Origin of the sequence: Arthrobacter sp. EpRS71 (genome assembly GCF_001512285.1) — a bacterium.
Lineage (GTDB): Bacteria > Actinomycetota > Actinomycetes > Actinomycetales > Micrococcaceae > Arthrobacter.
The window spans coordinates 62,964-87,573 of sequence record NZ_LNUV01000004.1 but is presented as its reverse complement, the minus strand read 5'-3'; the positions used below and the strand labels follow the sequence as shown (position 1 = coordinate 87,573).

Here is a 24,610-nt window from a genome sequence, read left to right as displayed (position 1 = left end):
TACTAAAGACCAGCCCGAAAACAGCAAGGCGCGTCACCGCCCGGTAAAACCGGAAGGCAACGCGCCTTGCGAAAAGCTGATGTCCTAGCGAACAGCTACGAGGTCCACCACGAAGATCAGGGCCTCGTTGGGCTTGATGGCTCCACCGGCTCCGCGCGAGCCGTAGGCAAGCTCGGAGGGGATCTCCAGGCGACGTCGGCCGCCCACCTTCATGCCCAGCAGTCCCTGGTCCCAGCCTTGGATGACCTGACCGACACCTACGCGGAAGTCCAGAGGTGCTCCGCGACCCCAGGAAGCGTCAAATTCTTCGCCAGTGGACCAGGCAACGCCCACGTAGTGGGTGGACACGGTATCCCCGGCTTTGGCCTCGGGGCCTGTGCCCTCAATCAGGTCCGTGATGACGAGGTCCGTGGGGACGTCGCCTTCCGGGAAGTCGATTTCGGGCTTGGTGCGGTCGAAGTCACGCTGACCAAATGACATGGTTACTCCTTGGGTTTTGGGAACGGAGAAGTTTTCAGGAACCAGCTTAGCCAGAACCCGCGCAAGCTTTTACTTTTTGCCGGTGATCTCAACAACGAAGACCAACGGACCTGCGGGCTTGCCCTGGGCGGCGGCGCTTGCACCATAGGCGAGATCTGTGGGAATCGTCAGGAGGACCTTGGAGCCGACCTTCTGGCCCGTAAGTCCGAGCGTCCAGCCCTTGATGACCTGGTTCAGCCCGAAGGTAGCGGCTTCACCGCGGTCATAGCTGGAGTCGAATTTGGTGCTGTCCTCCCAGCGCCAGCCGGTGTAGTTGGCGTCGATCGTGTCAGAGTCCTTCAGTTCCTCGCCGGTGCCCTCGGAAAGGACCTTCACGGAAAGGCCTGCAGGTGCATCAGTCTTGGGAATCTCCACGGACGGAGCACCCTTGTCGTCAAAGGTCACCTTGGGAAGCTTGCCGTCTTTGTCCAGCTGATCGGTCTCTTCCTTGCTCAAAAGACCGGGTGCGTCCTTGGCGGAGGCAATCTTGAAGATCACCAGCTGGGAGGAGGCCGGCGCCGAAGCAGAGGCGCTGCCCGGAGCAGCAATGGCCACATGGCTGCCTACTTTGGCGCCGATGATGGCGTCGAAGATCAGCTCGTTGCCGGATTTCATCTGCTCGGAGAGTTCGATCGGCTGGGGTCCCTTGGTGTAGCCGTCCTCAAGCGTTTTGCCGTCAGTACCATCAACCGCTACATACACGAGTTCGGCGATTTGTCCCATTTTGACCGTCTCCCCGTCACCTTCGCTGACAACCTTGACGGTGGGTCCTGTCACGGCGAGGGGCTTGGAGAATTCAATTCCGGGCGCTTTGTCATTGCCGTTGTCCGTCACCTTCAGGGAGTCGAGCTTGGAGACGTCACCTACTGATTTGCTGGTGGGCTCGGCGGCCGGAGTGTCTCCGCCACCGCATGCGGTCATCAGCAGCAGGGCGGGAAGGAGGATTGCTAGGAGTCGGCGCACAAAAAGACACTTTCGTCGGGGCAAGGGGGCACTCGGAAAGGCGCGTAGCGCATCCAAGCGAGGCGTGTCTCGGGAAGAGACCACTATCCAGAATAGCTTGCGAAGCTGGGAGCCAGCTTATAGAGCCCTCTAGCCCATGGAATCGAGGAGCGCATCAACCCGCTCGTCCACGTTGCGGAACGGATCCTTGCAAAGGATGGTCTGATGCGCGCGGTCGTTGAGTTTCAGGTGTACCCAGTCCACCGTGTAGTCACGGCCCAGCTCCTGCGCCCTTCGCACAAAATCTCCGCGCAACTTGGCGCGCGTTGTCTGGGGCGGGGCATCCACGGCGTCCTTGACGTCCGTTTCGGTAACCAGCCGCCGTGCTGCCCCCCGGGCTTGGAGCAGGAAAAAGATACCGCGTTGCCTCGAGATGTCATGGTACGTGAGGTCCAGTTGCGCAATCCGGGGTGAATCAAGGCTGAGATCGTGCCGGCGCATGTAGCCATCCATGAGCTTCTTCTTGATAGCCCAGTCCACTTCGGTGTCGATGGAGCTGGTGTCGCCACTCTCGATAGCGTTCAACGTCCGCTCCCACAAATCAAGGATGAGTGGAACGTGGGCGTTATGGGCGCCATTCGCGGCCACGAACTCGGTGACCTTGTTGAGGTACTCCCTCTGGATGTCCAGGGCAGTCAGCTGCCGTCCGTTGGCCAAACGGACCAGTGCACGGCCGGTGAGATCGTGGGAGATCTCGCGGATACTGCGGATGGGATTCTCCATGCGCATATCACGCATAATGACGCCGGCCTCGATCATGCGGAGGATAAGATCCACCGTGCCGACTTTGAGCAGCGCCGTGGTCTCAGACATATTGGAGTCGCCCACAATCACATGAAGGCGGCGATAGAACTCAGCATCCGCATGAGGCTCATCGCGTGTGTTGATGATCGGCCTGGACCTGGTGGTGGCCGAGGACACGCCTTCCCAGATGTGGTCGGCCCGCTGGGAGAAAGCGAACGTGGCGCCGTGGGGCGTCTTCAGTACTTTGCCGGCACCAGCGATCAACTGCCGGGTGACCAGGAAGGGAATGAGGATCTCAGCAAGGCGGGAAAATTCCCCACGGCGCGGAATGAGGTAGTTCTCATGGCTGCCGTAAGAATTGCCCGCCGAGTCGGTGTTGTTCTTGAAGAGGTACACCGTGCCATTGAAGCCCTCGGCGGCCAGCCTTGCCTGGGCCTCATCCACGAGGTCGTCCAGGATAAGTTCACCGGCCCGGTCATGGGCGATCAGCTGGGCGAGGTCGTCGCACTCCGCGGTGGCGTACTCCGGGTGCGAGCCCACATCGAGGTAAAGCCGTGAACCGTTGGTGAGGAAAACATTGGAGGACCTGCCCCAACTGACCACCTTGCGAAAGAGGTACCGTGCCACCTCCTCGGGCGCCAGAGGGCGGGAATCAGGGCTGGAATAGGAAATTCCGAACTCGGTTTCGATGCCAAATATCCGCTTATCCATCTCAGCTCTCCTCTGTGAGCAACCGGGTCATGTCGTCCGGCAGCAGCCGGCGAAACGCCCTGCGGGACCCGCGGTTGCTTTCCGAAGCGCGGTACAGCACGGCAGCTTCGACGGCGGTGGCGGGCAGTTCGTCAATGTCCTTATTAGTGGCCAGGGCCCGCAGGGCCAATTGCATGGCCCCAGCCAAGGTCAGCTCCGATTCCCAAGCCCCGCTGACGACGTCGGAAATCTGGTCAGCGAGTCCGCCCATGACGACAAAGCCGTTCTCATCGGCGATTGATCCGTCGAAGGTCAGGCGGTACAGGTGGTCCTGCGCCTGGGTGAAACCCACCTCGGCCACTGCCAATTCCACCTCGAACGGCTTCTGTTCTGCCGTGAACACCGCCCCGAGGCTCTGAGCATAGACACTTGCCAGGCCGCGGGCCGTCACGTCCTCGCGATCGTAGGAGTAGCCGCGAACGTCTGCGTAACGGACTCCTGCTTGCCGGAGGCTTTCAAACTCGTTGTATTTGCCCACTGCCGCAAACGCAATTTTGTCGTAGATCTCACCGATCTTGTGCAACGAAGGTGAAGGGTTTTCGGCGATTAACGCGATGCCATCGGCGCAGCTGATCACCACAACGGAGCGTCCACGCGCAATGCCTTTCCGCGCGAAGTCCGCGCGGTCCTTCATCAACTGCTCAGGTGAGACATAGAACTGCTGTGTCATATCAGGCCTCCCGTCCGGCGGCAGCCCGCGATTCAACGATTGCGCCGGCTATCGCAGCCAACTCCCGTTCAGGCACACGGCGGTTGCCGGCGCGATCGACGGTATATACCACCGGCCACAATTGGCGGACAGGGTCAGGGCCACCAGTAGCGGAGTCGTCATCAGCGGCGTCGTACAGTGCCTCGACAGCAACTGCCACGGCGTTCTCTTCCGGCAAATTAGGCTTCCACAGCTTCTTCAGGGCGCCACGGGCGAACACTGAACCGGAACCAACAGAGTGATGCTCCTGTTCCTCATAGCGGCCGCCTGTGACGTCGTAGGAGAACAAGCGGCCTACCCCGGAACCGAGATCGAATCCTGCGAACAAGGGAACGACTGCCATCCCCTGCATTGCCATCGGCAGGTTTCCACGGATCATGGCGCCCAAACGGTTGGCCTTGCCTACCAGGCTGAGCAGGGTGCCCTCAATTTTTTCGTAATGCTCCAACTCCACCTGGAAAAGCCGTGTGATATCAATTGCCAGGCCCGCGGTACCGGCAATGCCGAGGACCGAATACTCGTCAGCCGGAAACACTTTCTCGATGTGCCGGCTGGCGATGATGTTGCCCATGGTGGCACGGCGATCTCCAGCCATCAGTACGCCACCGGCGTACGTCATAGCAACGATCGTGGTGGCATGCGGGGACGCCGGCACCATGCCGGCGGGTAACGATTGGTTATAGGGAAGAAGTTCGGGACGCGAGCGTTGAAGATGCTCCGTGAAAGAAGACGTTGCCTGGGTGGCCAGGGGGCCGGTTGATGGGTCCTGCATTGCTGCACTCCTTCGACTCTGCATTCCGATGCCCGGCGGCCTCACGCTTGCCGGGCAGTACATCCTCTGGCGGGTCCGCCTACTGGCCACCCTTTTGGACAAACGCCCTGACAAACTCTTCAGCGTTGGATTCAAGAACGCCGTCGATTTCGTCGAGGAGGTCATCCACGCCTTGGGTAGCGTCGGAAGCTTGTGCCTCCGGTGCTGCCGGTGGTGCCTCCGGTACGTCCACTTCAGTCTCGGTTTCCCGTGACTGCGGTTGTTGCTGCTCCTGTGCTGCCATTTCTTTCTCCCTACTGTCAGTCCCCTGTTGACGGAGACTTCCTACTGCCATATTGCCACGCTGACCGGTGCTGCGGACTGCTTTGGCCGGCGATGAATATTACTGTGGCGGGCCTCCTTCAACTCCTGGCAGGCGGTGGCTTCTGACCCAACAATTCGGCCAGGAAAGAAGCAGCATCCGTGTGACGGTCAAAGAGGGCGCCGGTCAAAGCCCGGGTTCCCCTCAAAGGCTCCCGCGTGGGCACCCGCTGCAGTTTCCCCAGGCCCGGAACATCAAAAATCACTGAGTCCCAACTGGCGCCCACGACGTCCCTGCCGAACCTGGAAACGCACCGCCCGCGGAAGTACGCACGAGTGTCCGACGGCGGTTCGGTGACCGCCCTGGTGATGTCGGCGTCGTCCACTATGCGCATCATCCGATCCCTCGAGAGGAGCCTGTAATAGAGGCCCTTCTCTGGCCGGATATCGGACCATTGAAGATCCACCAAGCCCAGGCGGGCGTCGTCCCAGGCCAGTCCGTCGCGGTGTCGGTAGCCCTCAAGAAGAGACTTTTTGGCCACCCACTCAACTGACGAAGCGGCCGCATCAGGATCGGCCCCCAGAGTTGACAGTGTGGACTCCCAGGAAGCAAGGACCTGGTGAGTGTGGCCATCACCGGTGACTGAATCAGCCACCCCTGTCTCCTGGGCCAGTTTGGCGGCTGCCTCGAAATACATCCACTGCAGATCGAGGGCTGTGACCCGCCGTCCGTCAAGGAGCCTGATGGTGGTGGTGAGCGTCGTGTCGTGGCTGACTGATTGAAGCGCCTGGACAGGTTCATGAACCTCAATTTTGGGAGCCTGCCCCGCCTCGATGAGGCTGAGGACCATGGCCGTGGTTCCGAACTTCAGGAAGTTGGAGGCCTGGCTGAGGTTGGCGTCCCCAATGATCACGTGCAGGCGGCGGTACTTGTCCGCTGTAGCGTGTGGCTCGTCCCTCGTATTGATGATGGGGCGGCGGATGGTGGTTTCCAGCCCCACTTCTGCTTCGAAGAAATCCGCCCGCTGGCTGATCTGGTAACCGGGCGTCGAGCTGTCCTGTCCCAGCCCCACGCGGCCCGCTCCACACATCACCTGGCGGGTGACGAAGAACGGCGTGAGTCCACGGATGATGTCCCCAAAAGGCACGGAGCGGGGCATGAGGTAGTTCTCATGAGAGCCATAGGACACGGACTTGTTGTCCGTGTTGTTCTTGTACAGGTTGATGGGTGGCAGGGAAGTGTCCGCTGCGACCTTCCGGACCGTGGCCAAGGCCACCAGATCGCCGGCCGCATCCCAGGCCACGGCATCGCGGGGGTTGGTGACCTCCGGGCTGGAGTACTCAGGGTGCGCATGGTCCACGTAGAGGCGTGCGCCATTTCCGAGGACCATGTTCATCAACAGGGAACCGGACTCGTCTGCACCGTCCAGTTCCAACTCCTGGCGGCCATAGGCCAAGGCCACCGCTTCGGCGTCGAGCACCGGCGGTTGGTCCGTGAGCTGGCTCGGATCCGCCGCAGCCCTGTCCACGGTCCAACCGCGGGCATCGTGCAGCGGTTCCTCGTCCGTGTAGTCCCACCGGGTCTCCGCGCCGCCAGCCGCCCGTTGCCGGGTAACCGTGGCGTACGCCTGAATGATCCGGGCGGACATCATGGTGGCATTGGCCCCCGGAGCTGACGGCGCATGGATCCCATATTCAGTTTCCGAGCCCATGACGCGCATGGCACCGCCTGCGGGAAGCTTCTCTGCGGGTACACCCTCGGGCCTTGCTGTCACAGGTACTGACCCGTGTTCGCAGTGGTTTCGATGGACTTGCCCGGCTCCTGACCCGCTTTACCCTGAACGATGGTCCGGATGTACGTGATCCTTTCACCCTTCTTGCCCGAAATTCTTGCCCAATCATCCGGGTTGGTGGTGTTGGGCATGTCCTCGTGCTCACGGAACTCATCCACCACGGCCCGGAGCAGGTGATCGATCCTCAGACCCTTCTGTTGCGTGGTCAGCAAATCCTTGATGGCGTACTTCTTGGCACGATCCACCACGTTCTGGACCACGGCACCGGAGTTGAAGTCCTTGAAGTACAGCATCTCCGTATCGCCGTTGGCGTAGGTGACCTCAAGGTACTCATTGGACTTCTCGGTGGAGTACATGGCCTCCACCGTGCGCTGGACCATGGCATCCACAGTGGCCTGCACATCGCCGCCGTACTCAGCCAAATCCTGGGGGTGGAAGGGCAAGTCAGTGGTGATGTACTTGGCGAAGATATCCGCTGCGGCTTCGGCGTCGGGCCGTTGGATCTTCACCTTCACATCGAGGCGACCGGGACGAAGGATGGCGGGATCGATCATGTCCTCACGGTTGGAGGCGCCAATGACGATCACGTTGTCCAAACGCTCCACGCCATCGATCTCACTGAGCAGCTGAGGCACGATGGTGGTTTCGACATCCGACGAAACACCGGTGCCACGGGTGCGGAACAACGAGTCCATTTCGTCGAAGAAGACCACCACGGGGCTGCCATCTGACGCCTTCTCGCGGGCGCGGGCAAAGATCAACCGAATGTGGCGCTCAGTCTCGCCCACATACTTGTCCAAGAGTTCGGGACCCTTGATGTTCAGGAAGTAACTCTTGAGATCGGTATTGCCGGCCCGCTCTGCTGCCCGGGCAGCGAGTGAATTCGCCACTGCTTTGGCAATGAGGGTTTTGCCGCAGCCTGGAGGGCCGTACAGCAAAATGCCCTTAGGGGCCTTCAGCCCATGCTCCCGGTAAAGGTCAGGGTGGAGGAACGGCAACTCGACGGCGTCACGGATCTGTTCGATCTGCGGGCCAAGGCCACCAATGTCCTGGTAGGTGATGTCCGGAACTTCTTCCAGGACGAGGTTCTCCACCTCGGCGCGCGGGACCTTCTCCAACGCGTAGCCCGTCCGTGAATCAAGCGACAACGCGTCGCCCACCTTCAGATGGACGCTTTGGAGCGCACCGGACAACCGGACCACACGCTCTTCATCGGCGCGTCCAACCACCAGCGCACGGTCCTTGCCCAACATTTCCTTGAGCGTGACCAGTTCACCGGCGCGTTCGTAGCCGAGTCCGGCAACTACCAGCAGGGCCTCGTTCAGCAGGACTTCCTGCCCGACGGCGAGCTGGTTGAGGTTCACGAGCGGGCTGACGCCCACCCGCATTTTGCGGCCCGCGTTGAAGATGTCCACAGATTCCTCGGTGGCTGCCTGCCCCGAACTGCCGGCGGCGGGCTGCTTCCGCGGGTTGATCTGCACCACGGTGCCGAAGCTGTAAGGAGGTTGGCCCTCCTGCTCCAAGGCGCCCTTCAAACGAAGGATCTCAGCTTTCGCCGTTTCCAGCATGCTGACGAGTTTGCTGTTGTTCTGGGTGGCGGCTGCCAGCTGGCGGTCGATGTGGCGGAGCTTGTCCCGAAGGATGTTGATCTGCCGTTCGGCAACAGTCAGTTCACTTGAGGTCTCCGGCGGCTGAACTGCGCCAAGCCTCCTGCCAGCCGTATTCTCCGCTGCGTCGTTTGCATCTTCCGGCGTTGGCCGTCCAAGGTCGTTGTTTGACGTATCCACGATTCATCAGCCCCTTCCTGCGCTTAACAAGACCTTAGTCCCGAAAAGCTCAGGGCGCCGGGTGACATTCGGAATGCGAACCCTATTGTGACCTTTGTCAGTTTGTGACCGGGGGATCATCCTGAACGTTGGTCCCGGCGATGGCGTCACGCGCTGCACGCCGCAGTTTCTTGTCAGAGACGGAGCGCTCCCCCACTGCTGCGGGGGTCCAGGCGTTGAGGTCCTCTTCGCTGAATTCAGTCTTGGACGGGCGGCGCTTCACTGAAATTCCGGTGACGCCGTCAGCGAGACGGCGGGTCACCAAGAGGAAGCCCGTGTGCGCAACCATGCGGTGGTCCGGACGGACGGCCAAACCTTCAAGGTGCCAGCCACGAACCATCGATTCCCAGCCGTCCGGTTCGGTGAAGCGGCCGTCAGCGCGGATGGCCTCCGCGGTGCGGGACAGCTGCGTTACGGTGGCCACGTAGTTGATCCACACACCGCCCGGAGCCAGAACAGTGGCTACGGCATCCAAGCACTCCCACGGAGCGAGCATGTCCAAGACAACGCGGTCAACCGAACCAGGGGCTTCAGCCTTGACCACCTCGTCCTGGAAGTCACCCAAGGAGATCTGCCATGCGGGATGGGGGCCGCCGAAGATGGTCTCCACGTTTCCACGGGCGATGTCCGCGAATTCCTCGCGGCGCTCAAACGAGTGGAGGTAACCGCCGTCGCCGACTGCGCGCAGCAGGGAAATGGAGAGCGCTCCTGAACCCACGCCCGCTTCGACAACCCGCGCGCCGGGGAAGATATCCGCCATGGTGACAATCTGGGCGGCGTCCTTGGGGTAAACCACAGCCGCACCACGGGGCATGGACAGGACGAAGTCAGAGAGCAAAGGACGCAAGGTCTGGTACTGCTGGCCAACGTTGTTGCTGACCACCGAGCCGTCCACCTTGCCGATGATTTCATCATGGTTCAGGAAACCGCGGTGGGTGTGGAACGCGCCGCCCACTTCCAGCATGATGGTGTTCATCCGCCCGCGCTCATCCGTGAGCTGGACCCGCTCACCCACACGGAAAGGCCCGCGGCGTCGTGCAGCGCCCGTCGGCTGTACAGCCGAGCCGGTGCCTGGCCCGTCAGTGCCTGTGCTTGCTGCGGGGGCGGCGGTTTCGCTGCTCATGTGGTGTTCCTCGCTCCTGTACGGCTGGGCCGCGGTGTGTGACCGGCTGGTGGGCGCCAAAAAATCGATGGGTTTCTTTTGTGTAACCGCCGGCCTATAACTCTACCGGCAACGCAGTCAGGAGCGTCCGCTCCTGCGTGCTTCCTTACCTGTTATGGCAGTCACTACTGCTTGCTGACGAAGCAGCCCGGTGACGATTCCATTGTGGTCAACCACAGCGTATTCGCCGCCGTCCAGCCGGGCCAAGTACTGGATCAACTCCTGCCCCTTGGACCATTCCGGGACGTAAGCCCCGGCCGCCAGGGCATGCGCCACGGCCGTGACTGGAGTGGTGGTCGCATGCGCGGCGGGCACGCCATGAGTTGCCTCGAAGTCCACCACTCCCTGAGGTTTGCCGTCAGGACCGCAGATGACGACGGCGGGACTACCGGCCGGGGAAATGTCCAGGACGTCGGCCACGGTGGCTGAGTTTGGCACGCCCACTGCGTGTTCAGCCAAGCCAGCGGCGCTCACCAGGTAGAGACGGCTGCGCAGCTTCGCGTGGTGGATGGAACTTGAGGCACCCATCCAGAGGAAACCGCAGACGAGGACGGTAATGAGGATGAGGCTGATGTCCAAGGGCGTGCCGTTGAGGACCGGCAGGCCGATGACCCAGATCACCAATGCTGCGACGATGATGCGGCCGGACCAGCCTGCGGCGATGGTGCCTTTGTCCTGGCTGCCTGTTGCTTTCCACACTGCGGACTCCACCAAGCGGCCCCCATCCAGGGGCAAGCCGGGAAGGACGTTGAACAGGCCGATCAGGAGGTTGGCCCACATGAGGATGTTCGCGAGGGTGTCCGGGACACCGCTCAGGGCGCCGGTGGAAAGCACGGCCCACATCCCGGCGGCCAGGACGAAGTTAGACGCAGGCCCGGCCAATGCCACCACTACTGAGCGACCCGGTGAAGCGGTGAAACTCTCAAATTGAGTGTGACCGCCCCAAAGGTTGAGCACGATTTTTTCCGTAGGCCAGTTGAAGGCCTTTGCACTCAGTGCGTGGGCGAGCTCATGGACCAGCACGGAGACGGCAAGCAGGAGGGCGTAGCCCAAGGCCACGAAGTACGCTCCGATGCCCAGATCGGGTGTCCGAACCAAGAGCGCCGGCCCATAAACGATGACCGTGAAGCCAGCAATGATGAACCACGAATACGCCAGGTAGACCGGAATACCGGCAATCCTACCGAGCGGAATGCCTTCGCGCTTCTTGCTTTGCGAGTGATGCGGTGTGGAGGGGCTGGTCACCTAGTTGGCCCCTTCAAACAGGTTGGCCGTGGCGAAGCGGTCAGCCACCAGCTGTTGCAGATCCTGTGCTGTGCGGCCAACCAGAGTAGGCCACACGATCATTCGGGGGTCTTCGGGAAGGGGCACCTGATGGGGAATTCCCACAGTGATCACGCCCGATGCAATGGCCGCCGTGGCACCAGGGATGGAATCCTCGAGGGCGACGCAGTGGTGGAGGCTCACCGAGGGGTCTTCCAATTTGAGCCGTTCCACCGCGGTGAGGTAGGCCTCCGGGTGCGGTTTTCCGTGGGTGACGGTATCGCCCGTGACCAGGAACTCGAAGTAAGGCTTCGGAAGGCTCTCCACGACGACTCCGGCCAGCGGGCCCTCGGACATGGTCACCAGGGCGCAGCGGATTCCTGCCTCGTGGAGCTGATCCAGCAGTTCGCGGGCGCCGGGCCGCCACGGGACCTCTTTGCGGACCTGCGCGATGACTTGTGCGCTCAAGGTGTCAACGATTTCGCGTGCTTCAAGCTTGACGCCTGCGTGCTGGAGGACTGCTGCCGAATGCAGCAAGGACTGTCCCACCAATTGCATGGCCTGCTGGTGGGACCAGGTCCCGCCGTGGGACTCCACCAGCGCGCGCTCGGCCGCGATCCAATAGGGTTCGGTGTCCACGAGTGTGCCGTCCATATCCCAGAGCACGGCTTTGAGGAGGGGCTGGCTGGGTGAGGAATGCATGGTTTCCAGTCTACGTGGAACCTGGCGGGCGGCCGTCCGCGGGTTGCGCTGTGGGCGAATCGCGGACACGCTTCGGCGTGAAATGCCATGCATCCATCAGGGTCTTGGACGTAGGGTGAGTGGATGAACAGTGTGGACGGGACCCCCGAAGGGCAGGACATCACAGCGGAGCCCGAGCGTTTCCTCAAGGAACCCGCGGACGGCCAGCGTGTCACCGTAATGCTCGCCGCGTTTGAGGGCTGGAACGACGCCGGTGAGGCCGCCAGCGATGCGCTGCACTACTTGAACAAGCTCTGGGACGGCAAGAAGGTTGCCACGGTGGACGCCGAGGAATATTACGACTTCCAGTTCACGCGGCCCACCGTGAGGCGTACTTCCTCGGGTGCCCGAAAAGTGAAATGGCCATCAACGCGGATTTACAAGGCCGAGGTTCCTGACAGCAACGTGGATGTGTTGCTGGTCCTCGGAACCGAACCCTCCTACCGCTGGCGCGCCTACACCACCGAGCTGCTGGTGCATGCTGAAGCGCTCAAAGTGGACTCCGTGATCTTGCTGGGCGCACTGCTTGCCGACGTTCCGCACAGCCGGCCCATTCCGGTGAGCACCACCACCGAGGACAATTCCTTGCGGGAGCGCCTCAATTTGGAGGCCTCCCAGTATGAAGGACCGGTAGGCATTGTGGGTGTTCTCGCCGAGTTCGCACTGCTGGCGGGTCTGCCGACCGTCTCATTGTGGGCAGCGGTTCCGCATTACGTTGCCCAACCGCCCTCCCCCAAGGCACAGCTGGCCATCCTGCACAGGATCGAGGACCTCTTGCAGGTTCCCATGGACAGTCAGGCATTGGCTGAAGAGTCTGAGGCTTGGGAACGCGGCGTTGACGAACTCGCTACCGAGGACCCCGAAATCGCTGCCTACGTGCGGCAATTGGAGGAAGCAAAAGACACTGCAGATCTTCCGGAGGCGTCCGGTGAGTCCATTGCCCGGGAGTTCGAACGGTATTTGAAGCGGCGCGGCAAGGAACGGCCCTAAGAGGTGGAGCCCGTAAACGAGCAACGGCCCTGACGTGAAGTCAGGGCCGTTGCCGTTTTCCGAGGAGTCGCTTAGAGCTCAACCCCGAGCAAAGCATCGATTGCATCGTTAACAAGTGCAGTATCCTGCGGTGAGTTGCTCGCGGCGGAGCGCATCGCTTCTTCCGCCCAGTGGTCGACGACGGCGATGGCTCCGGGAGCGTTGAGGTCGTTGGACAGCTCATGACGCATGGCGGCCACCAATGGCCCCGCCGAACCGGCCGGTGCGCGATCGATGGCTTCACGCCACCGAGCAAGCCGGCCCTTGGCTACGGAGAACTCCTCATCGGTCCACGACCAGTCTGAACGGTAATGGTTGGCGAGGATGGCAAGGCGGATGGCAGCAGGATCCTCACCGGCAGCACGGAGCTTGGAGACCAGAACCAGGTTGCCCTTGGACTTGCTCATCTTTTCCCCGTCCAGGCCCACCATGCCCGCGTGTGCATAGTGGCGTGCCAGGGGGACGCCGGAGAGAGAGTAGGCGTGGCCGGCTCCCATTTCGTGGTGCGGGAAAACGAGGTCCGATCCTCCGCCCTGGACCGTGAAGGGCGCCGGCAGGTACTTCTGGGCGATGACCGTACACTCGATGTGCCAGCCTGGCCGTCCGTCGCCGAGGGTCGCTCCGGGCCAGTTGGGTTCGCCGTCACGGGCGACACGCCAGAGCAGGGGGTCAAGGGCATTACGCTTGCCCGGCCTGGCGGGATCACCCCCACGTTCGGCGAAGAGTGCAAGCATTTCCGTTTCGCCAAGCCCGGATACGTCGCCAAGGGTCCAGGCATCGGTGGCATCAGAGCGTTTGCCGGCCATTTCGACGTCGTAGTACACATCGCCGTCCGGCTCACCATCACTCCCTTGAACGCGGTAAGCAACGCCGTCGGCAACGAGTCGTTCAATGGCCGGGACAATGTCCGGAATTGCCTCAACGGCGCCGATGTAGTGATTTGGCGCCAAGACGTTGAGCGCGTCCATGTCTGTCTGAAAGAGGTCGATCTGGCTCTGCGCCAGTTCGCGCCAGTCCACGCCAGTGGCCGTGGCCCGCTCCAGGAGCGGATCATCGACGTCCGTCACGTTCTGGACGTAGGACACCCGGATACCTGCGTCGCGCCAGACCCGGTTGAGGAGATCGAAGGCAACGTAACTGGCCGCGTGGCCCATGTGTGTCGCGTCGTAGGGCGTAATGCCGCAGACGTACATTGACTGCTCTGGTTGCCGTTCGACCTCCACCACCCGGCCAAGGGCGGTATCGAACAACCGTAGTTGCGGCATGCTGCCGGGCAGCTCAGGAACAGGGCGGGAGATCCACGATTTCACGACTCAACCTTAGTGCTAGGCGCTGATCACATTGAAACCGAGCAGGACATACAAGGCCAAGCCAAGCAGGATCCGGTACCACACGAAGAGCCGGTAGCTCCTTGTGGAGACAAACTTCAGGAACCAGCCAATAATGACGTAGCCCACCACAAACGCGATGACTGTGGCCAACGCGGTCTCCGGAAGGCCGTAGGGACCGGACAGGCCTTCATTCGACACCGTTTTGTAGAGCTGGTAGAGCCCGCTCCCAAACACGGCAGGAATGGCCAGGAGGAACGAGTAGCGGGCAGCGGCTTCACGGGTGTAACCCATGAGGAGGCCGGCAGTAATAGTGCCGCCGGAACGCGATACGCCCGGAATCAATGCCATGGCTTGGGCGAAGCCGTAGAGGATGCCGTGCTTGTAGGTCAGCTGGGTGAGATCCCTCTCCTGCCGGCCAATGGCATCGGCGACAGCAAGGATCATACCGAATACGATCAGCATGGTGGCAACGATCCACATACTTCGCAGTACAGACTCGATCTGGTCTTGGAACAACAGACCGAGGACGATGATCGGCAGGCTGCCCAGGATGACCAGCCACCCCATGCGCGCGTCCGGATTGTTGCGTTCCACTTTTCCGGTCAAGGACCCGAACCACGCGCGAACGATGCGAACAATGTCGCGCCAGAAGTACACAATGACTGCGGTCTCGGTCCCCAACTGCGTGATCGCCGTAAACGCGGCGCCGGGGTCTGCCGCCCCCGGAAGGAAGGAGCCGACGATCCGCAGGTGTGCGCTCGAGGAAATCGGGAGGAATTCGGTGAGGCCCTGCACCAGGCCCAGCAAGGCTGCTTCTATCCAGTTCACGTGAATAGACCCTACGTCATGAAGACTGGTATCTGCCCGTAAGCTAGCTGCTATGCAGCAGCGTTATGTCGGAAACAGCGGGTTCCGTGTGTCCTCATTGTCCCTCGGAACCATGTCCTGGGCCCAGGAGACCGACGAACAGGATGCTGCAGAAGTGCTACACGCTTTCGTTGCTGCTGGAGGCACCGTGGTGGACACCGCAGCGTCATATGCCCAAGGCAGGGCAGAGGCAATGTTGGGTTCCATGTTGGGTGATGTGGTGGCCCGTTCGGAAATTGTGATTTCCACCAAAGCCGGTGTGTCGTCGTCGGACTCCAGGCGAAGCGTCAACGCATCCCGGGGCGCGATGATGTCCGCCCTTGACGCCAGCCTCGCCAGGCTTGGCACCGACTACGTCGATATCTGGTTTGCCCATGAGTGGGATCCGAACGTGCCCCTGGAGGAGACTCTCTCTGCCTTGGAACTCGCCCAGCGGAGCGGACGTGCCCGCTATGTGGGGATTTCCAATTACAACGGCTGGCAGACGGCCAAGGCAGCGGCCATGGCCGGTTTCACCCTTGTGGCAAACCAATCCGAGTATTCCCTCGTCCAACGCACAGCAGAGGAAGAACTCATCCCGGCAGTGGAGGACGCCGGACTGGGGCTGATGGCGTGGGCGCCGCTGGGCCGTGGGGTACTCAGTGGCAAATACCGTGGACAGATTCCTGCTGATTCCCGTGCCGCGCAAAGCCGGCTGGCTGGTTATATTGAGCCGTATCTGGAATCGCGGGCATCCCGCGTGGTGGAAGCCGTGGCGATGGCAGCGCGCGGACTGGGCCGGACCCCGATGGATGTATCCCTCAGCTGGCTGCTCTCCCGGCCGGGTGTCGCCTCCGCCATCGTAGGACCAAGAAACGCCGTCCAACTCAAGGAACTGATGGACGCGCAGTTGACGGTTCTGCCGGCTGAGATTGCTCGCGCCCTCGAAGACGTCTCATCCGCCTAGCTTCGCCTATTGGCGGTCCAGAATGTCCAACAGGTAGCTTCCGTAGCCGCTTTTGGCGAGCTTGGCAGCCTGCTGGCGGAGCTCGTCGTCATTCAGGTAACCCATGCGCCACGCCACTTCCTCGGGCGCACCAATCTTCAAGCCCTGCCGGTTCTCCGTGGTGCGGACGTAGTTTGAAGCATCGTTGAGGTCGCTGAACGTACCGGTGTCCAGCCACGCTGTGCCCCGCGGAAACTTCTGTACATGCAGGCGGCCAAGCTCCATGTATTTCCGATTGATGTCTGTGATCTCCAATTCCCCGCGGGGCGAGGGTTGCAGGTCCTTTGCCATGGCCACCACGTTGTTGTCATAAAAATAGAGCCCTGGAACGGCATAGTTGCTTTTGGGGACTGAGGGCTTTTCCTCGATGGAAACGGCCATTCCGTGATCGTCGAATTCCACCACACCATAGGCGGACGGATCCTTGACCCAATAGCCGAAGATGGCACCGCCGTCGACGTCGTTATAGTGCCGGAGTTGGTTGCCCATGCCGGGTCCGTTGAAAATGTTGTCACCCAGGATCAGCGCCACGTTGCCCGTTCCGATGTGGTCCTCCCCCAGGATGAAAGCCTGGGCGAGTCCATCCGGCGTCGGTTGTTCTGCGTAACTGAGGTTGATGCCGAACTGTGAACCATCTCCGAGGAGCCGCTGGAACTGGGCGGCATCTCCGGGCGTAGTGATGATCAGGATGTCGCGGATTCCTGCCAGCATCAGGGTGCACAGGGGGTAGTAAATCATCGGCTTATCGAACACCGGAACCAACTGTTTGCTGATTCCGAGCGTGATGGGGTGAAGCCTTGAACCCGTTCCACCTGCAAGAATAATTCCTCGCAAACCTGCCGTCCTCACCTGTGCCCAGCAGCGCCGCGGGCGGTTACTCTAGGGCCATGCAGAGAATCCTTGTCACCGGCGGGGCCGGATTCATCGGATGCAACTTTGTCCACTACATCATGGAGCACACTGGCCTCCATGTCACGGTGTTGGACAAACTGACTTATGCCGGAAACATCGAATCCCTCTCCGGGCTGCCGCCGGAGCGCTTCACCTTCGTCAAGGGCGACATTTGTGATGCCGGGTTGGTTGACGGGCTGACGGAATCCGTTCATGCGGTGGTGCATTTCGCTGCTGAGTCACACAACGACAATTCACTGCAGGATCCCCGCCCGTTTATTGACACAAATCTTTTGGGAACGTTCACCTTGATCGAAGCGGCGCGACGTCACGGCACGCGCTTCCATCACATTTCCACTGATGAGGTCTATGGCGACTTGGCTCTGGATGACCCCCACCGGTTTACGGAGAACTCCGTTTACCGGCCAACGAGTCCCTATTCGGCAACGAAAGCCGGCTCCGATATGTTGGTCCGCGCATGGGTGAGATCATTCGGCCTTAAAGCGACCATCAGTAATTGTTCCAATAATTACGGCCCGTACCAGCACGTGGAGAAATTCATTCCGCGGCAGATTACCAACCTCCTGGACGGGAACCGGCCCCACCTCTACGGCAAGGGGAACAATGTTCGTGACTGGATCCATGTGGAAGACCATTCCTCCGCAGTCTTGGCCATTTTGGAGGGCGGGAGCGTGGGCGAAACGTATTTGATCGGCGCTGACGGCGAACGGAACAACCGGGAGGTGGTTGAGATGCTGCTTTCCCTCACCGGCCAACCCCGCGACGCCTATGACTTGGTGACGGACAGGCCAGGTCACGACCTCCGGTACGCCATCGATTCGGGCAAACTCCGACGCGAGCTCGGGTGGGTTCCCCGGTATTCGGATTTCGACGCCGGACTGGCAGACACCCTGCAGTGGTACAGGGACAACGAACACTGGTGGCGACCGCAGAAGGCGGCCACGGAGTCCAAATACGCCGGTCAGGGGCACTAGAGGGTGGAACAGGAACGCCAACTACGTTCGAGAACCACGCCCATCCCTGGCCTGTTGCTGTTTGAGCTTCCTGTTCACGGGGATGACAGAGGCTGGTTCAAAGAGAACTGGCACCGTGCCAAAATGGCGGCTGCCGGGCTGCCGGACTTCGGCCCCGTGCAGAACAACATTTCCTTCAACGCAATACGCGGAACGGTTCGCGGAATCCATGCAGAGCCATGGGACAAATTCGTTTCGCTGGCCTCGGGACGGATCTTCGGGGCATGGGTGGACCTGCGCAGGGGTCCGACATTCGGCACGTCATTCACCGCGGAACTAACCCCCGGCGAGGCCGTCTTCGTCCCGCGTGGTGTGGGCAATGCCTTCCAAACACTGGAGGATGACACCGCCTACACCTATTTGGTCAACGACCATTGGACCGCGGAATCACAAAAGGACTACACGTTCCTCAACCTTGCCGATGAAGACGTTGCCGTGCCGTGGCCGATTCCCTTGGAGCAGGCCATTGTCTCGGCACAGGATAAGAAACATCCGCGGCTGGGGGACGTTGTTCCCATGATCGGGCGGCGTACGCTGGTCCTCGGCGCGGACGGTCAGTTGGGAACCGCCCTTCGGAAAGCCTTCGAGGGCGACCCGACGGTAGAGTTCGCCGGCCGCGCGGACTTCGACATCACCGCTGGAGACTCGTACAAGGCAGTGAACTGGCACGCATACTCCACGATCATCAACGCGGCCGCGTTCACAGCCGTGGATGCCGCCGAAACCCAGGAGGGCCGGGCGGCCGCCTGGAGCATCAACGCCGTTGCCGTGTCCCGGGTGGCGCGTGCCGCGGTGGAGCATTCCCTGACTCTGGTCCACATCTCCAGCGACTACGTGTTCGACGGCACCGCTGAGGTTCACCTCGAAGATGAGGTTCCCGCTCCCCTGGGCGTTTATGGTCAGAGCAAGGCCGCCGGGGACCTTGCGGCGGCCACCGTGCCAAAGCACTACATCATCAGGACCAGTTGGGTGGTGGGTGAGGGACCGAATTTTGTTCGCACCATGGCCTCCTTGGCAGGAAAGGGCGTTTCGCCGTCGGTGGTGGATGACCAATGGGGCCGGCTGAGCTTCGCGTCCGACATCGCCTCGGGCATTCGTCACCTGCTCCTCAGTAAAGCCCCCTACGGGACATACAACCTCAGCAACAGCGGGAAGCCACAATCCTGGCATCGGATCGCCCGCGAGGTGTACCGGCTTCTGGGCGCAGACCCACATCTGGTGCGAGCCGTCAACACCTCGGACTATGCCAAGCCCGGCACTGCTCCGAGGCCGCGCAGCAGTGTTCTGGATTTGTCCGGAATCCGAGCTACCGGATTTGATCCACCCGAGGCAAACCAGCGCCTCGCTGAATACCTCAAGGGCCTGGAGCCCTAGCGGAGTCCGTCGAATCGTCCTAAAGTAGCCGTACGGCAGCCTCTTGCAGGAGGCCGGGAGACAACTCAACTGAACATGTTGACACGGCGGCACAGGTCCGCCACCGACGATCCAGGCAGTGCAGCGGCCTCGGATCGTCGGCCACATGGTGACGCCTTGAGTTGGAGCCGAGAATGCTGCTACCGAAAATCATGCCCACGGGAGATCTCCTCCACAGGGTAGTCCCCCACCTTTTCCCCCGACGCGGTGTGCCGGCAGAGAGCCTTCGTCGCCAGCGGGACCAAAGGGTGGCCGGATCCGGTGAGCCAGAGTCGGAGGCGCCGTGGGTGAATCTGGGCGGCGTCCCGGTGAGACTCATGGAGGCCGACGGCGCACTCCGGGAGATTTTTGACCGTGCCAGCTCGCCCGGTGGGCCGGCTTTGGGCGTTTGCTCCGCAAATCTGGACCACGTCCGGCATTTCGGCGCCGGAAGCCGCTGGATAGGAACCTTGGACCAACCGGCGCGTGTTGAATGGTTGACCCTGATCGATGGCTCACCCTTGGCCACCCAAGCCCGGCGCCTCACATCGAAAACGTGGCCCCGGCTTGCAGGCAGCGACCTCATGGACCCGTTCCTGACCGGCGCAGCAACCCGCGGATTGCGCCTCGGTTTCCTGGGAGGTTCTGAGGAGACTCAGAAACAGATCGCCGGGAAGTTGGGGACAGAGCGGCCCGAACTGACAGTAGTGGGATGGTGGGCTCCTGCCAGGTCCACGCTGGGCGACGCCGCAGCCTCCCGCAAGCTCGCCGAGGAGATACGGGAGGCAGCCCCTGACGTCCTGGTGGTGGGTTTGGGAAAACCCCGTCAGGAATTGTGGATAGCCGAGTACGGTCACCTGACCGGGGCCAGGGTCCTGCTGGCGTTCGGTGCTGTGGTGGATTTCCTGGCGGGGAATGTCCGGCGCGCTCCCCAATGGGCCAGTTCGCACAGCCTCGAATGGGCATGGCGCCTCATGCTGGAGCCCCGACGGTTGGCGCGGCGCTATCTGGTGGAAGGGCCTGAGGCGTACATGAAGTTGCGGACCTCGAGCAGCTGCGACATCGAGCCAGGCAGTCCGACGTCCACCGCTGCCTACGCCGTCCCGGAACCCGAGCCCAGCCGGGCTCCGGGATCGTTTGTTCCGGTCACCGAAAGGGCGGACGTCGCCGTCGTGGTCGTTACCTACAACAACGCTGAGGACATCGGGCCGCTGGTGGCAAGCCTGCGCAAGGAAGCGGCCGATGTTTCGCTCAAAGTGGTGGTAGCGGACAACTCCCCGGACGAAAGCACCTTGCTGGAACTCGCGCACCACCCCGACATCACCTCCGTACGAACCGGAGGAAACCTCGGCTACGCCGGTGGAATCAACGCCGCGTTGGCTGTGGCCGGGGAAGCCGGCAGCTACCTCGTCCTGAACCCGGACCTCCGGGTGGAACGTGGTGCAGTGGCCGCCATGCTCAATCGTATGAAGGACCAGGGCGCCGGTGTGGTGGTACCGGTTCTGTTGGACGATGACGGCAGCATCTACCCGTCACTGCGCCGCGAGCCGGCCGTACTGCGAGCGCTGGGCGATGCGGCTTTGGGCAGTCACGTCAAAGCAAGGCCGGGGTGGTTGTCGGAAATGGATTTTGACCCGGAAAGTTATGTGCACGGGCACCGGGTTGATTGGGCTACGGGTGCGGCTTTGCTGATCAGTGCTGCGGCTGCGAAAGCGGTGGGTGCTTGGGATGAGCGGTTCTTTTTGTACTCGGAGGAGACCGACTATTGCCATCGGGTGAGGGCTGCAGGCTTTTCCATCTGGTTTGAACCGTCTGCCCGGATGTGGCATGAGCGTGGGGGTTCGGGGTCCTCTCCCCAGTTGGTTGCTTTGATGTCGGTGAACAGGGTGCGGTATGCGGAGAAGTATCTTGGGCGTGGGCGGGCGTTGGCCTTTCGTGGTGCCGTGCTGGCTGCCGAGGTTGCGCGTTGGAACAAAGCCGGGCATCGGGATGCAGCCTGGGCGGTTCTTAGCCGGCGTCGATGGGAGGCGCTCCCCCACGCGACACGGACAGCCTCGGAGGTTGTGTCATGACAGAAGCCCATCCTTCCGGTGCGGTGATCATTCCGGCGCATAATGAGGCCGCTGTTATCGGCAGGACGCTTGAGGCTTTGAGGGAGGTTATTGAGTGGGGCACCGTTGATGTTGTGGTGGCCTGTAACGGGTGCGTGGATGACACTGAGGCTATTGCGTCCAGCTGTGAAGGGGTTCACGTGGTTCGCGTGTCTGAGGCGTCCAAGATTGCCGCGTTGAATGCTGCCGACCAGGCGACGCACCGTTGGCCGCGCCTTTATCTGGATGCTGATATTGAAGTCAGTGCCCCTGCGCTGCGTGAGGTTTTTGTTGCTCTTGAAGGGGGCACCTTGCTGGCTGCCCGTCCTGCCTTTCGATATGACACCCGGGGTGCTTCGGCTTTGGTGAGGGCTTATTACCGCGCCCGTTCCCGTATTCCGGGTAACGCCGAGGGCCTGTGGGGGGCCGGTGCCTATGCGCTGAGCTTTTCCGGGCATCAGCGGTTGGGGACATTTCCTTCACTTACCGGTGATGACTACTACGTGGATCGGTTGTTTTCACCCCAGGAGAAGGCAGTGCTTCCCACCGAGCCTGTGGTGGTGCGGACGCCCCGCTCGTGTGCGGCGTTGTTGTCTGTTCTTAGGCGGACGTATCGGGGAAATGCGGAGCAGGATCGTGTTTCCGGCGGTGCTTCCAGGGCGCGGACCTTAGGGCAGTTGTTTGCCTCGGTCAGAGGGCCTGTGAGCGTTTTTGATGCTGTTGTCTACGTCGCCTTCGCCGGTGCGGGCCGCCGTCGTCCGCTGTTGGGCCGTCAGGTGCTGCCTGTTTGGGAGCGGGATAACAGCAGCCGGTAGTCAGAGGCCGCAGCTGGTCCCGCCTTCGATGCTGTACAGGTGGACTGCGTTGCCGTCGGCGAAGGTATCGGTGAAGGTTCCATCGACTATGGGAATGGTCCGGTTTTCGTTGATCACGACGGCGGTGCTGCCGCCGCATTTTACGGTGAAGGTGACCGTTCCGCCGGTGTTCTTGTTCGCTCCCGCGAGGAGGTAGACCTTGCCGTTGTGGAGTTTGGTGGCGACGTCCGCGGCTCCGGTGACTGTGGTGGCGCCGTCGAGGAAGGGGGCGTTGAGGACTGGGGCGAGGTCTTTGATGTGCTTGTTCACCGTGGCAAGTGTGGGCACTATGTCTTTGCCGCAGTCCCTGATGACGTGTTGGGTTACGCAGGGGCCGCCGAAGTTGTGGTTGAAGTAGATGATTCCCCTTGCTCCGTGGATGAGGCTGCTCCAGACCGCGGCTCTGAGTTCAGGGCCGGTGATGGTTGCGGTGTTGGGGACATCGCCTGAAGGATGGCCGTTCTCCACGAAAGCCCACACGGGAATCATTGCAGCTGGATCTTGGAGCCTACGCAGCCGATCGATGGTCCAACCGTAGTTGGCGGCCAGTCTGCATTCCTCCCGCGTCAGGTCCCTGGCGTATCCAACTATGGCGCCTCCTTCACCTTTGCCACAGATATTGGGATCGGTGAACCAGTAGTTATCTGCGGAGACTACGTCCTGGACTCCCCTGATGAATCCGTAGGCTTCCTGGTCGGATTCCCAGAAGGTGACGCCTTTGCCGTAGTTGGAGTAGAGCAACACGTTGGGTGGCGCGGTGGCCCGCCGTTCCTTCTGTATCGTGTACCCGCAGGGTGTGCCTGCGGGGAAGCACGGTACGCCCTCCCCGGGGTATCTGCCCGTCCATCGGGCGTCTCCTGGGCCCGCCCACATGTCCACCTCGTCGCTCAGGACGTAGCCGGCGGCAGCTTGGTGTCGAAAGGTTGGCAGCGCGTACATGCCGGAGTCCTTGATCAGCTGCACGTCGGAGTTCCCTGTCAGTTCAACGTAGGTGTTGATCCCGGCCGCTGCGTCCATGGCTGTGTTGCCCTTGTCCAGGACGCTTTCCAGCCATACCCCTATGGGAAAGAATGATGGGTCCGTTGGCAGGCTGTTGGTAAATCGTGCGTAGTAGTCCGGGCCTCCGTCGACGTCACGCAGGACCGGTGAGTTTCCGGCCGGGGTTTCCCTGCTGAGGGAGCCATCAGGAGCCGTCGGGGCTGTGGGGGTGGGCGCGCGGCCGGATCCCACGACCGCTATCAGGCTGATGGCCGCGACTGCGAGCGCGGAACCTGCCCAGAGGCCAACTGTTGTGCCCTTCATTGTTTCCCTTCCGGGTCCGTGGTCTAGATCCGTGCTGCGACGATGCGGGCGCTTTGTGAGACGTCGTACGATTCTTCGAGGGTTGCCCGTGCCCGCTGTCCCATGGCCTTGGAGTCCCATGGATGGTGGAGGTGGTGAAGTATTGCAGCTGCGAGGGATGAAGGGTTGCCGGGATCTACCAGGGTGCCTGAATGTCCGGTGGTTATCAGGTCCGGGACGCCCCCGGCTGATGTGGCCACGACGGGAACCTCCATGGCCATTGCTTCCATGATGGCCACCCCCAGTGGCTCTTGGTGACTGGCGAGGGCAAAGATATGTGTTCCTTCGAGTTCCTCTTTGATCCGTTCCTCGGGTACGGCACCAAGGAGCGTTACCTGCCGGGTGAGGTCGAGTTCCTTGATGTGGTTTTCCAGTGTTGCCCTGTAGCCGTTTCCTCCGTCGTCGTCCTCGCCTGCGATGGTCAGGGCGACATCCATTCCGCTGTCTGAGATGAGACGGACCGCTGTGAGGAGTTCCTTGTGGCCTTTGCTTGGGTTGAGCCGTGCGCAGCAGAACAGTCGTGCGGGTCCGTCGCCGTCCCAGGGGACGTAGGGTGTGGCGCGTGTGAAGTTGGTTAGTTCCACCCCCATGGGGGCGACACTGATGTCCGCAGGAATGAAGCCATCCAGGACTGGCAGGGTCTCTGCCAGTAGTCGTTTGGTGATGACGACGGAGAATTTGGCGTTGAGCCATTTTTGTTGCTGATTTGGGCCGTAGTCGCTGAGGGGGCCATGGAGCGTCAGGCTGTAGGCGATGCCGGAGAGCATGTGGGCGAAGAGGGCTGCTTGGGCGGCGTGGGCGCACGAATGGACATGTATGTGCTGCCATCCTCGGGTGCGTGCGTGCCGGGCCAGAGCGGTTCCGGCCCAGAGTAGACCGGCCGTTCGCAACAGATCGCGGGGCTGCGCCGTTGGAGTGGTGGCGCGTGGCAGCAGGCCGGACGCTGCTGCAAGGGCGTCAAGGTGCCGGAGTCCGGGCAGCGCCGTAGCGACTGTGCCCAGGATTTCCGAGGGGCGTGGTGGGACGAGGTAGTGGATCTCCGGCAGGCGGTCCCGGGCCCATGGTGGTATGGCCCCAAGCTGTTGTGGCCGGCGGGTGGAGACTGGCTCTGGTTGGTGCCCTAATTCGGTCAGTGCTTTTAGTTCACGCCAGAAGAAGCTGTGCGTTTGGCCTGGGAATTCGGGTACCAGGTAACCAAATCTGGTCATGGCTGCA

At 61.6% G+C, this 24,610-nt stretch carries 22 protein-coding genes; 6 read left to right on the top strand and 16 right to left on the bottom strand.

Annotation, left to right across the window (positions count from 1 at the left end; translation table 11 throughout):
- Positions 1–84 precede the first annotated feature (84 nt).
- From AR689_RS07790 to AR689_RS07740, 11 genes are all read right to left on the bottom strand, one after another.
- Positions 85–480 carry an FKBP-type peptidyl-prolyl cis-trans isomerase gene (locus AR689_RS07790; RefSeq protein ID WP_017200957.1) on the bottom strand — a complete coding sequence of 132 codons (396 nt, stop codon included), beginning with the start codon at positions 478–480 and terminating at the stop codon, positions 85–87.
- Between the two features lie 69 nt (positions 481–549).
- Positions 550–1,482, bottom strand: coding sequence for an FKBP-type peptidyl-prolyl cis-trans isomerase (locus tag AR689_RS07785; protein ID WP_231745467.1), 933 nt, complete (start codon positions 1,480–1,482; stop codon positions 550–552).
- Positions 1,483–1,611: 129 nt separating this feature from the next.
- Positions 1,612–2,976, bottom strand: a complete 1,365-nt coding sequence (gene pafA / locus AR689_RS07780) for a Pup--protein ligase (RefSeq protein WP_062068826.1) — start codon at positions 2,974–2,976, stop codon at positions 1,612–1,614.
- 1 nt (position 2,977) lies between these two features.
- Complete coding sequence (gene prcA / locus AR689_RS07775) at positions 2,978–3,685, bottom strand: proteasome subunit alpha (protein WP_062068824.1); 708 nt, start codon at positions 3,683–3,685, stop codon at positions 2,978–2,980.
- A gap of 1 nt (position 3,686) precedes the next feature.
- Positions 3,687–4,496 (bottom strand): proteasome subunit beta, encoded by an 810-nt coding sequence (prcB, locus tag AR689_RS07770; protein WP_062068822.1) that lies wholly within the window; start codon positions 4,494–4,496, stop codon positions 3,687–3,689.
- A 79-nt stretch (positions 4,497–4,575) separates the two neighbouring features.
- Entirely contained in the window at positions 4,576–4,779 is a 204-nt protein-coding gene (locus AR689_RS07765; RefSeq protein ID WP_024816739.1) for a ubiquitin-like protein Pup, read from the bottom strand.
- A gap of 118 nt (positions 4,780–4,897) precedes the next feature.
- A complete protein-coding gene (gene dop, locus AR689_RS07760) occupies positions 4,898–6,517 on the bottom strand; it encodes a depupylase/deamidase Dop (RefSeq protein WP_062068820.1) in 1,620 nt (539 codons plus the stop codon).
- A 50-nt stretch (positions 6,518–6,567) separates the two neighbouring features.
- Positions 6,568–8,376, bottom strand: coding sequence for a proteasome ATPase (arc, locus tag AR689_RS07755; protein ID WP_197412836.1), 1,809 nt, complete (start codon positions 8,374–8,376; stop codon positions 6,568–6,570).
- 97 nt (positions 8,377–8,473) lie between these two features.
- Complete coding sequence (locus tag AR689_RS07750) at positions 8,474–9,538, bottom strand: tRNA (adenine-N1)-methyltransferase (protein WP_062068818.1); 1,065 nt, start codon at positions 9,536–9,538, stop codon at positions 8,474–8,476.
- A 117-nt stretch (positions 9,539–9,655) separates the two neighbouring features.
- Complete coding sequence (locus AR689_RS07745) at positions 9,656–10,822, bottom strand: site-2 protease family protein (RefSeq protein WP_062068816.1); 1,167 nt, start codon at positions 10,820–10,822, stop codon at positions 9,656–9,658.
- Entirely contained in the window at positions 10,823–11,635 is an 813-nt protein-coding gene (locus AR689_RS07740; RefSeq protein ID WP_062068813.1) for an HAD family hydrolase, read from the bottom strand.
- A 30-nt stretch (positions 11,636–11,665) separates the two neighbouring features.
- Here AR689_RS07740 and AR689_RS07735 point away from each other — a divergent pair, with 30 nt between their 5' ends.
- Positions 11,666–12,571: a PAC2 family protein gene (locus AR689_RS07735; RefSeq protein ID WP_062068811.1), complete on the top strand. Its 906-nt coding sequence runs from the start codon at positions 11,666–11,668 to the stop codon at positions 12,569–12,571.
- Positions 12,572–12,642: 71 nt separating this feature from the next.
- Here AR689_RS07735 and mshC read toward each other — a convergent pair whose 3' ends face one another.
- Together mshC and AR689_RS07725 are read right to left on the bottom strand one after the other, a co-directional pair.
- Entirely contained in the window at positions 12,643–13,920 is a 1,278-nt protein-coding gene (gene mshC / locus AR689_RS07730; RefSeq protein WP_062068809.1) for a cysteine--1-D-myo-inosityl 2-amino-2-deoxy-alpha-D-glucopyranoside ligase, read from the bottom strand.
- Between the two features lie 15 nt (positions 13,921–13,935).
- Positions 13,936–14,769 carry an undecaprenyl-diphosphate phosphatase gene (locus tag AR689_RS07725; protein ID WP_062068807.1) on the bottom strand — a complete coding sequence of 278 codons (834 nt, stop codon included), beginning with the start codon at positions 14,767–14,769 and terminating at the stop codon, positions 13,936–13,938.
- A gap of 52 nt (positions 14,770–14,821) precedes the next feature.
- Here AR689_RS07725 and AR689_RS07720 point away from each other — a divergent pair, with 52 nt between their 5' ends.
- Positions 14,822–15,754: an aldo/keto reductase gene (locus tag AR689_RS07720; protein WP_062068805.1), complete on the top strand. Its 933-nt coding sequence runs from the start codon at positions 14,822–14,824 to the stop codon at positions 15,752–15,754.
- 6 nt (positions 15,755–15,760) lie between these two features.
- On the opposite strand, the gene rfbA is transcribed toward AR689_RS07720, so the two are convergent.
- Positions 15,761–16,627, bottom strand: a complete 867-nt coding sequence (rfbA, locus tag AR689_RS07715; RefSeq protein ID WP_062068803.1) for a glucose-1-phosphate thymidylyltransferase RfbA — start codon at positions 16,625–16,627, stop codon at positions 15,761–15,763.
- A 53-nt stretch (positions 16,628–16,680) separates the two neighbouring features.
- Here rfbA and rfbB point away from each other — a divergent pair, with 53 nt between their 5' ends.
- From rfbB to AR689_RS07695, 4 genes are all read left to right on the top strand, one after another.
- The gene (rfbB, locus tag AR689_RS07710) at positions 16,681–17,679 is read left to right on the top strand and encodes a dTDP-glucose 4,6-dehydratase (protein ID WP_062068801.1); all 999 of its coding nucleotides are present in this window, start codon (positions 16,681–16,683) and stop codon (positions 17,677–17,679) included.
- Positions 17,680–17,682: 3 nt separating this feature from the next.
- Positions 17,683–19,092, top strand: coding sequence for a sugar nucleotide-binding protein (locus tag AR689_RS07705; RefSeq protein WP_062068799.1), 1,410 nt, complete (start codon positions 17,683–17,685; stop codon positions 19,090–19,092).
- Positions 19,093–19,265: 173 nt separating this feature from the next.
- Positions 19,266–21,182, top strand: a complete 1,917-nt coding sequence (locus AR689_RS07700) for a WecB/TagA/CpsF family glycosyltransferase (RefSeq protein ID WP_062068797.1) — start codon at positions 19,266–19,268, stop codon at positions 21,180–21,182.
- On the top strand, positions 21,179–22,015 hold the full coding sequence (locus AR689_RS07695) for a glycosyltransferase (protein WP_062068795.1): 837 nt from the start codon (positions 21,179–21,181) through the stop codon (positions 22,013–22,015). Before AR689_RS07700 ends, AR689_RS07695 begins: the two co-directional genes overlap by 4 nt.
- Here AR689_RS07695 and AR689_RS07690 read toward each other — a convergent pair whose 3' ends face one another.
- Both AR689_RS07690 and epsE read right to left on the bottom strand, forming a co-directional pair.
- Entirely contained in the window at positions 22,016–23,356 is a 1,341-nt protein-coding gene (locus AR689_RS07690) for a hypothetical protein (protein ID WP_062068793.1), read from the bottom strand.
- A 23-nt stretch (positions 23,357–23,379) separates the two neighbouring features.
- Positions 23,380–24,603 carry an exopolysaccharide biosynthesis GT4 family glycosyltransferase EpsE gene (epsE, locus tag AR689_RS07685; protein ID WP_062068791.1) on the bottom strand — a complete coding sequence of 408 codons (1,224 nt, stop codon included), beginning with the start codon at positions 24,601–24,603 and terminating at the stop codon, positions 23,380–23,382.
- Positions 24,604–24,610: the final 7 nt, after the last annotated feature.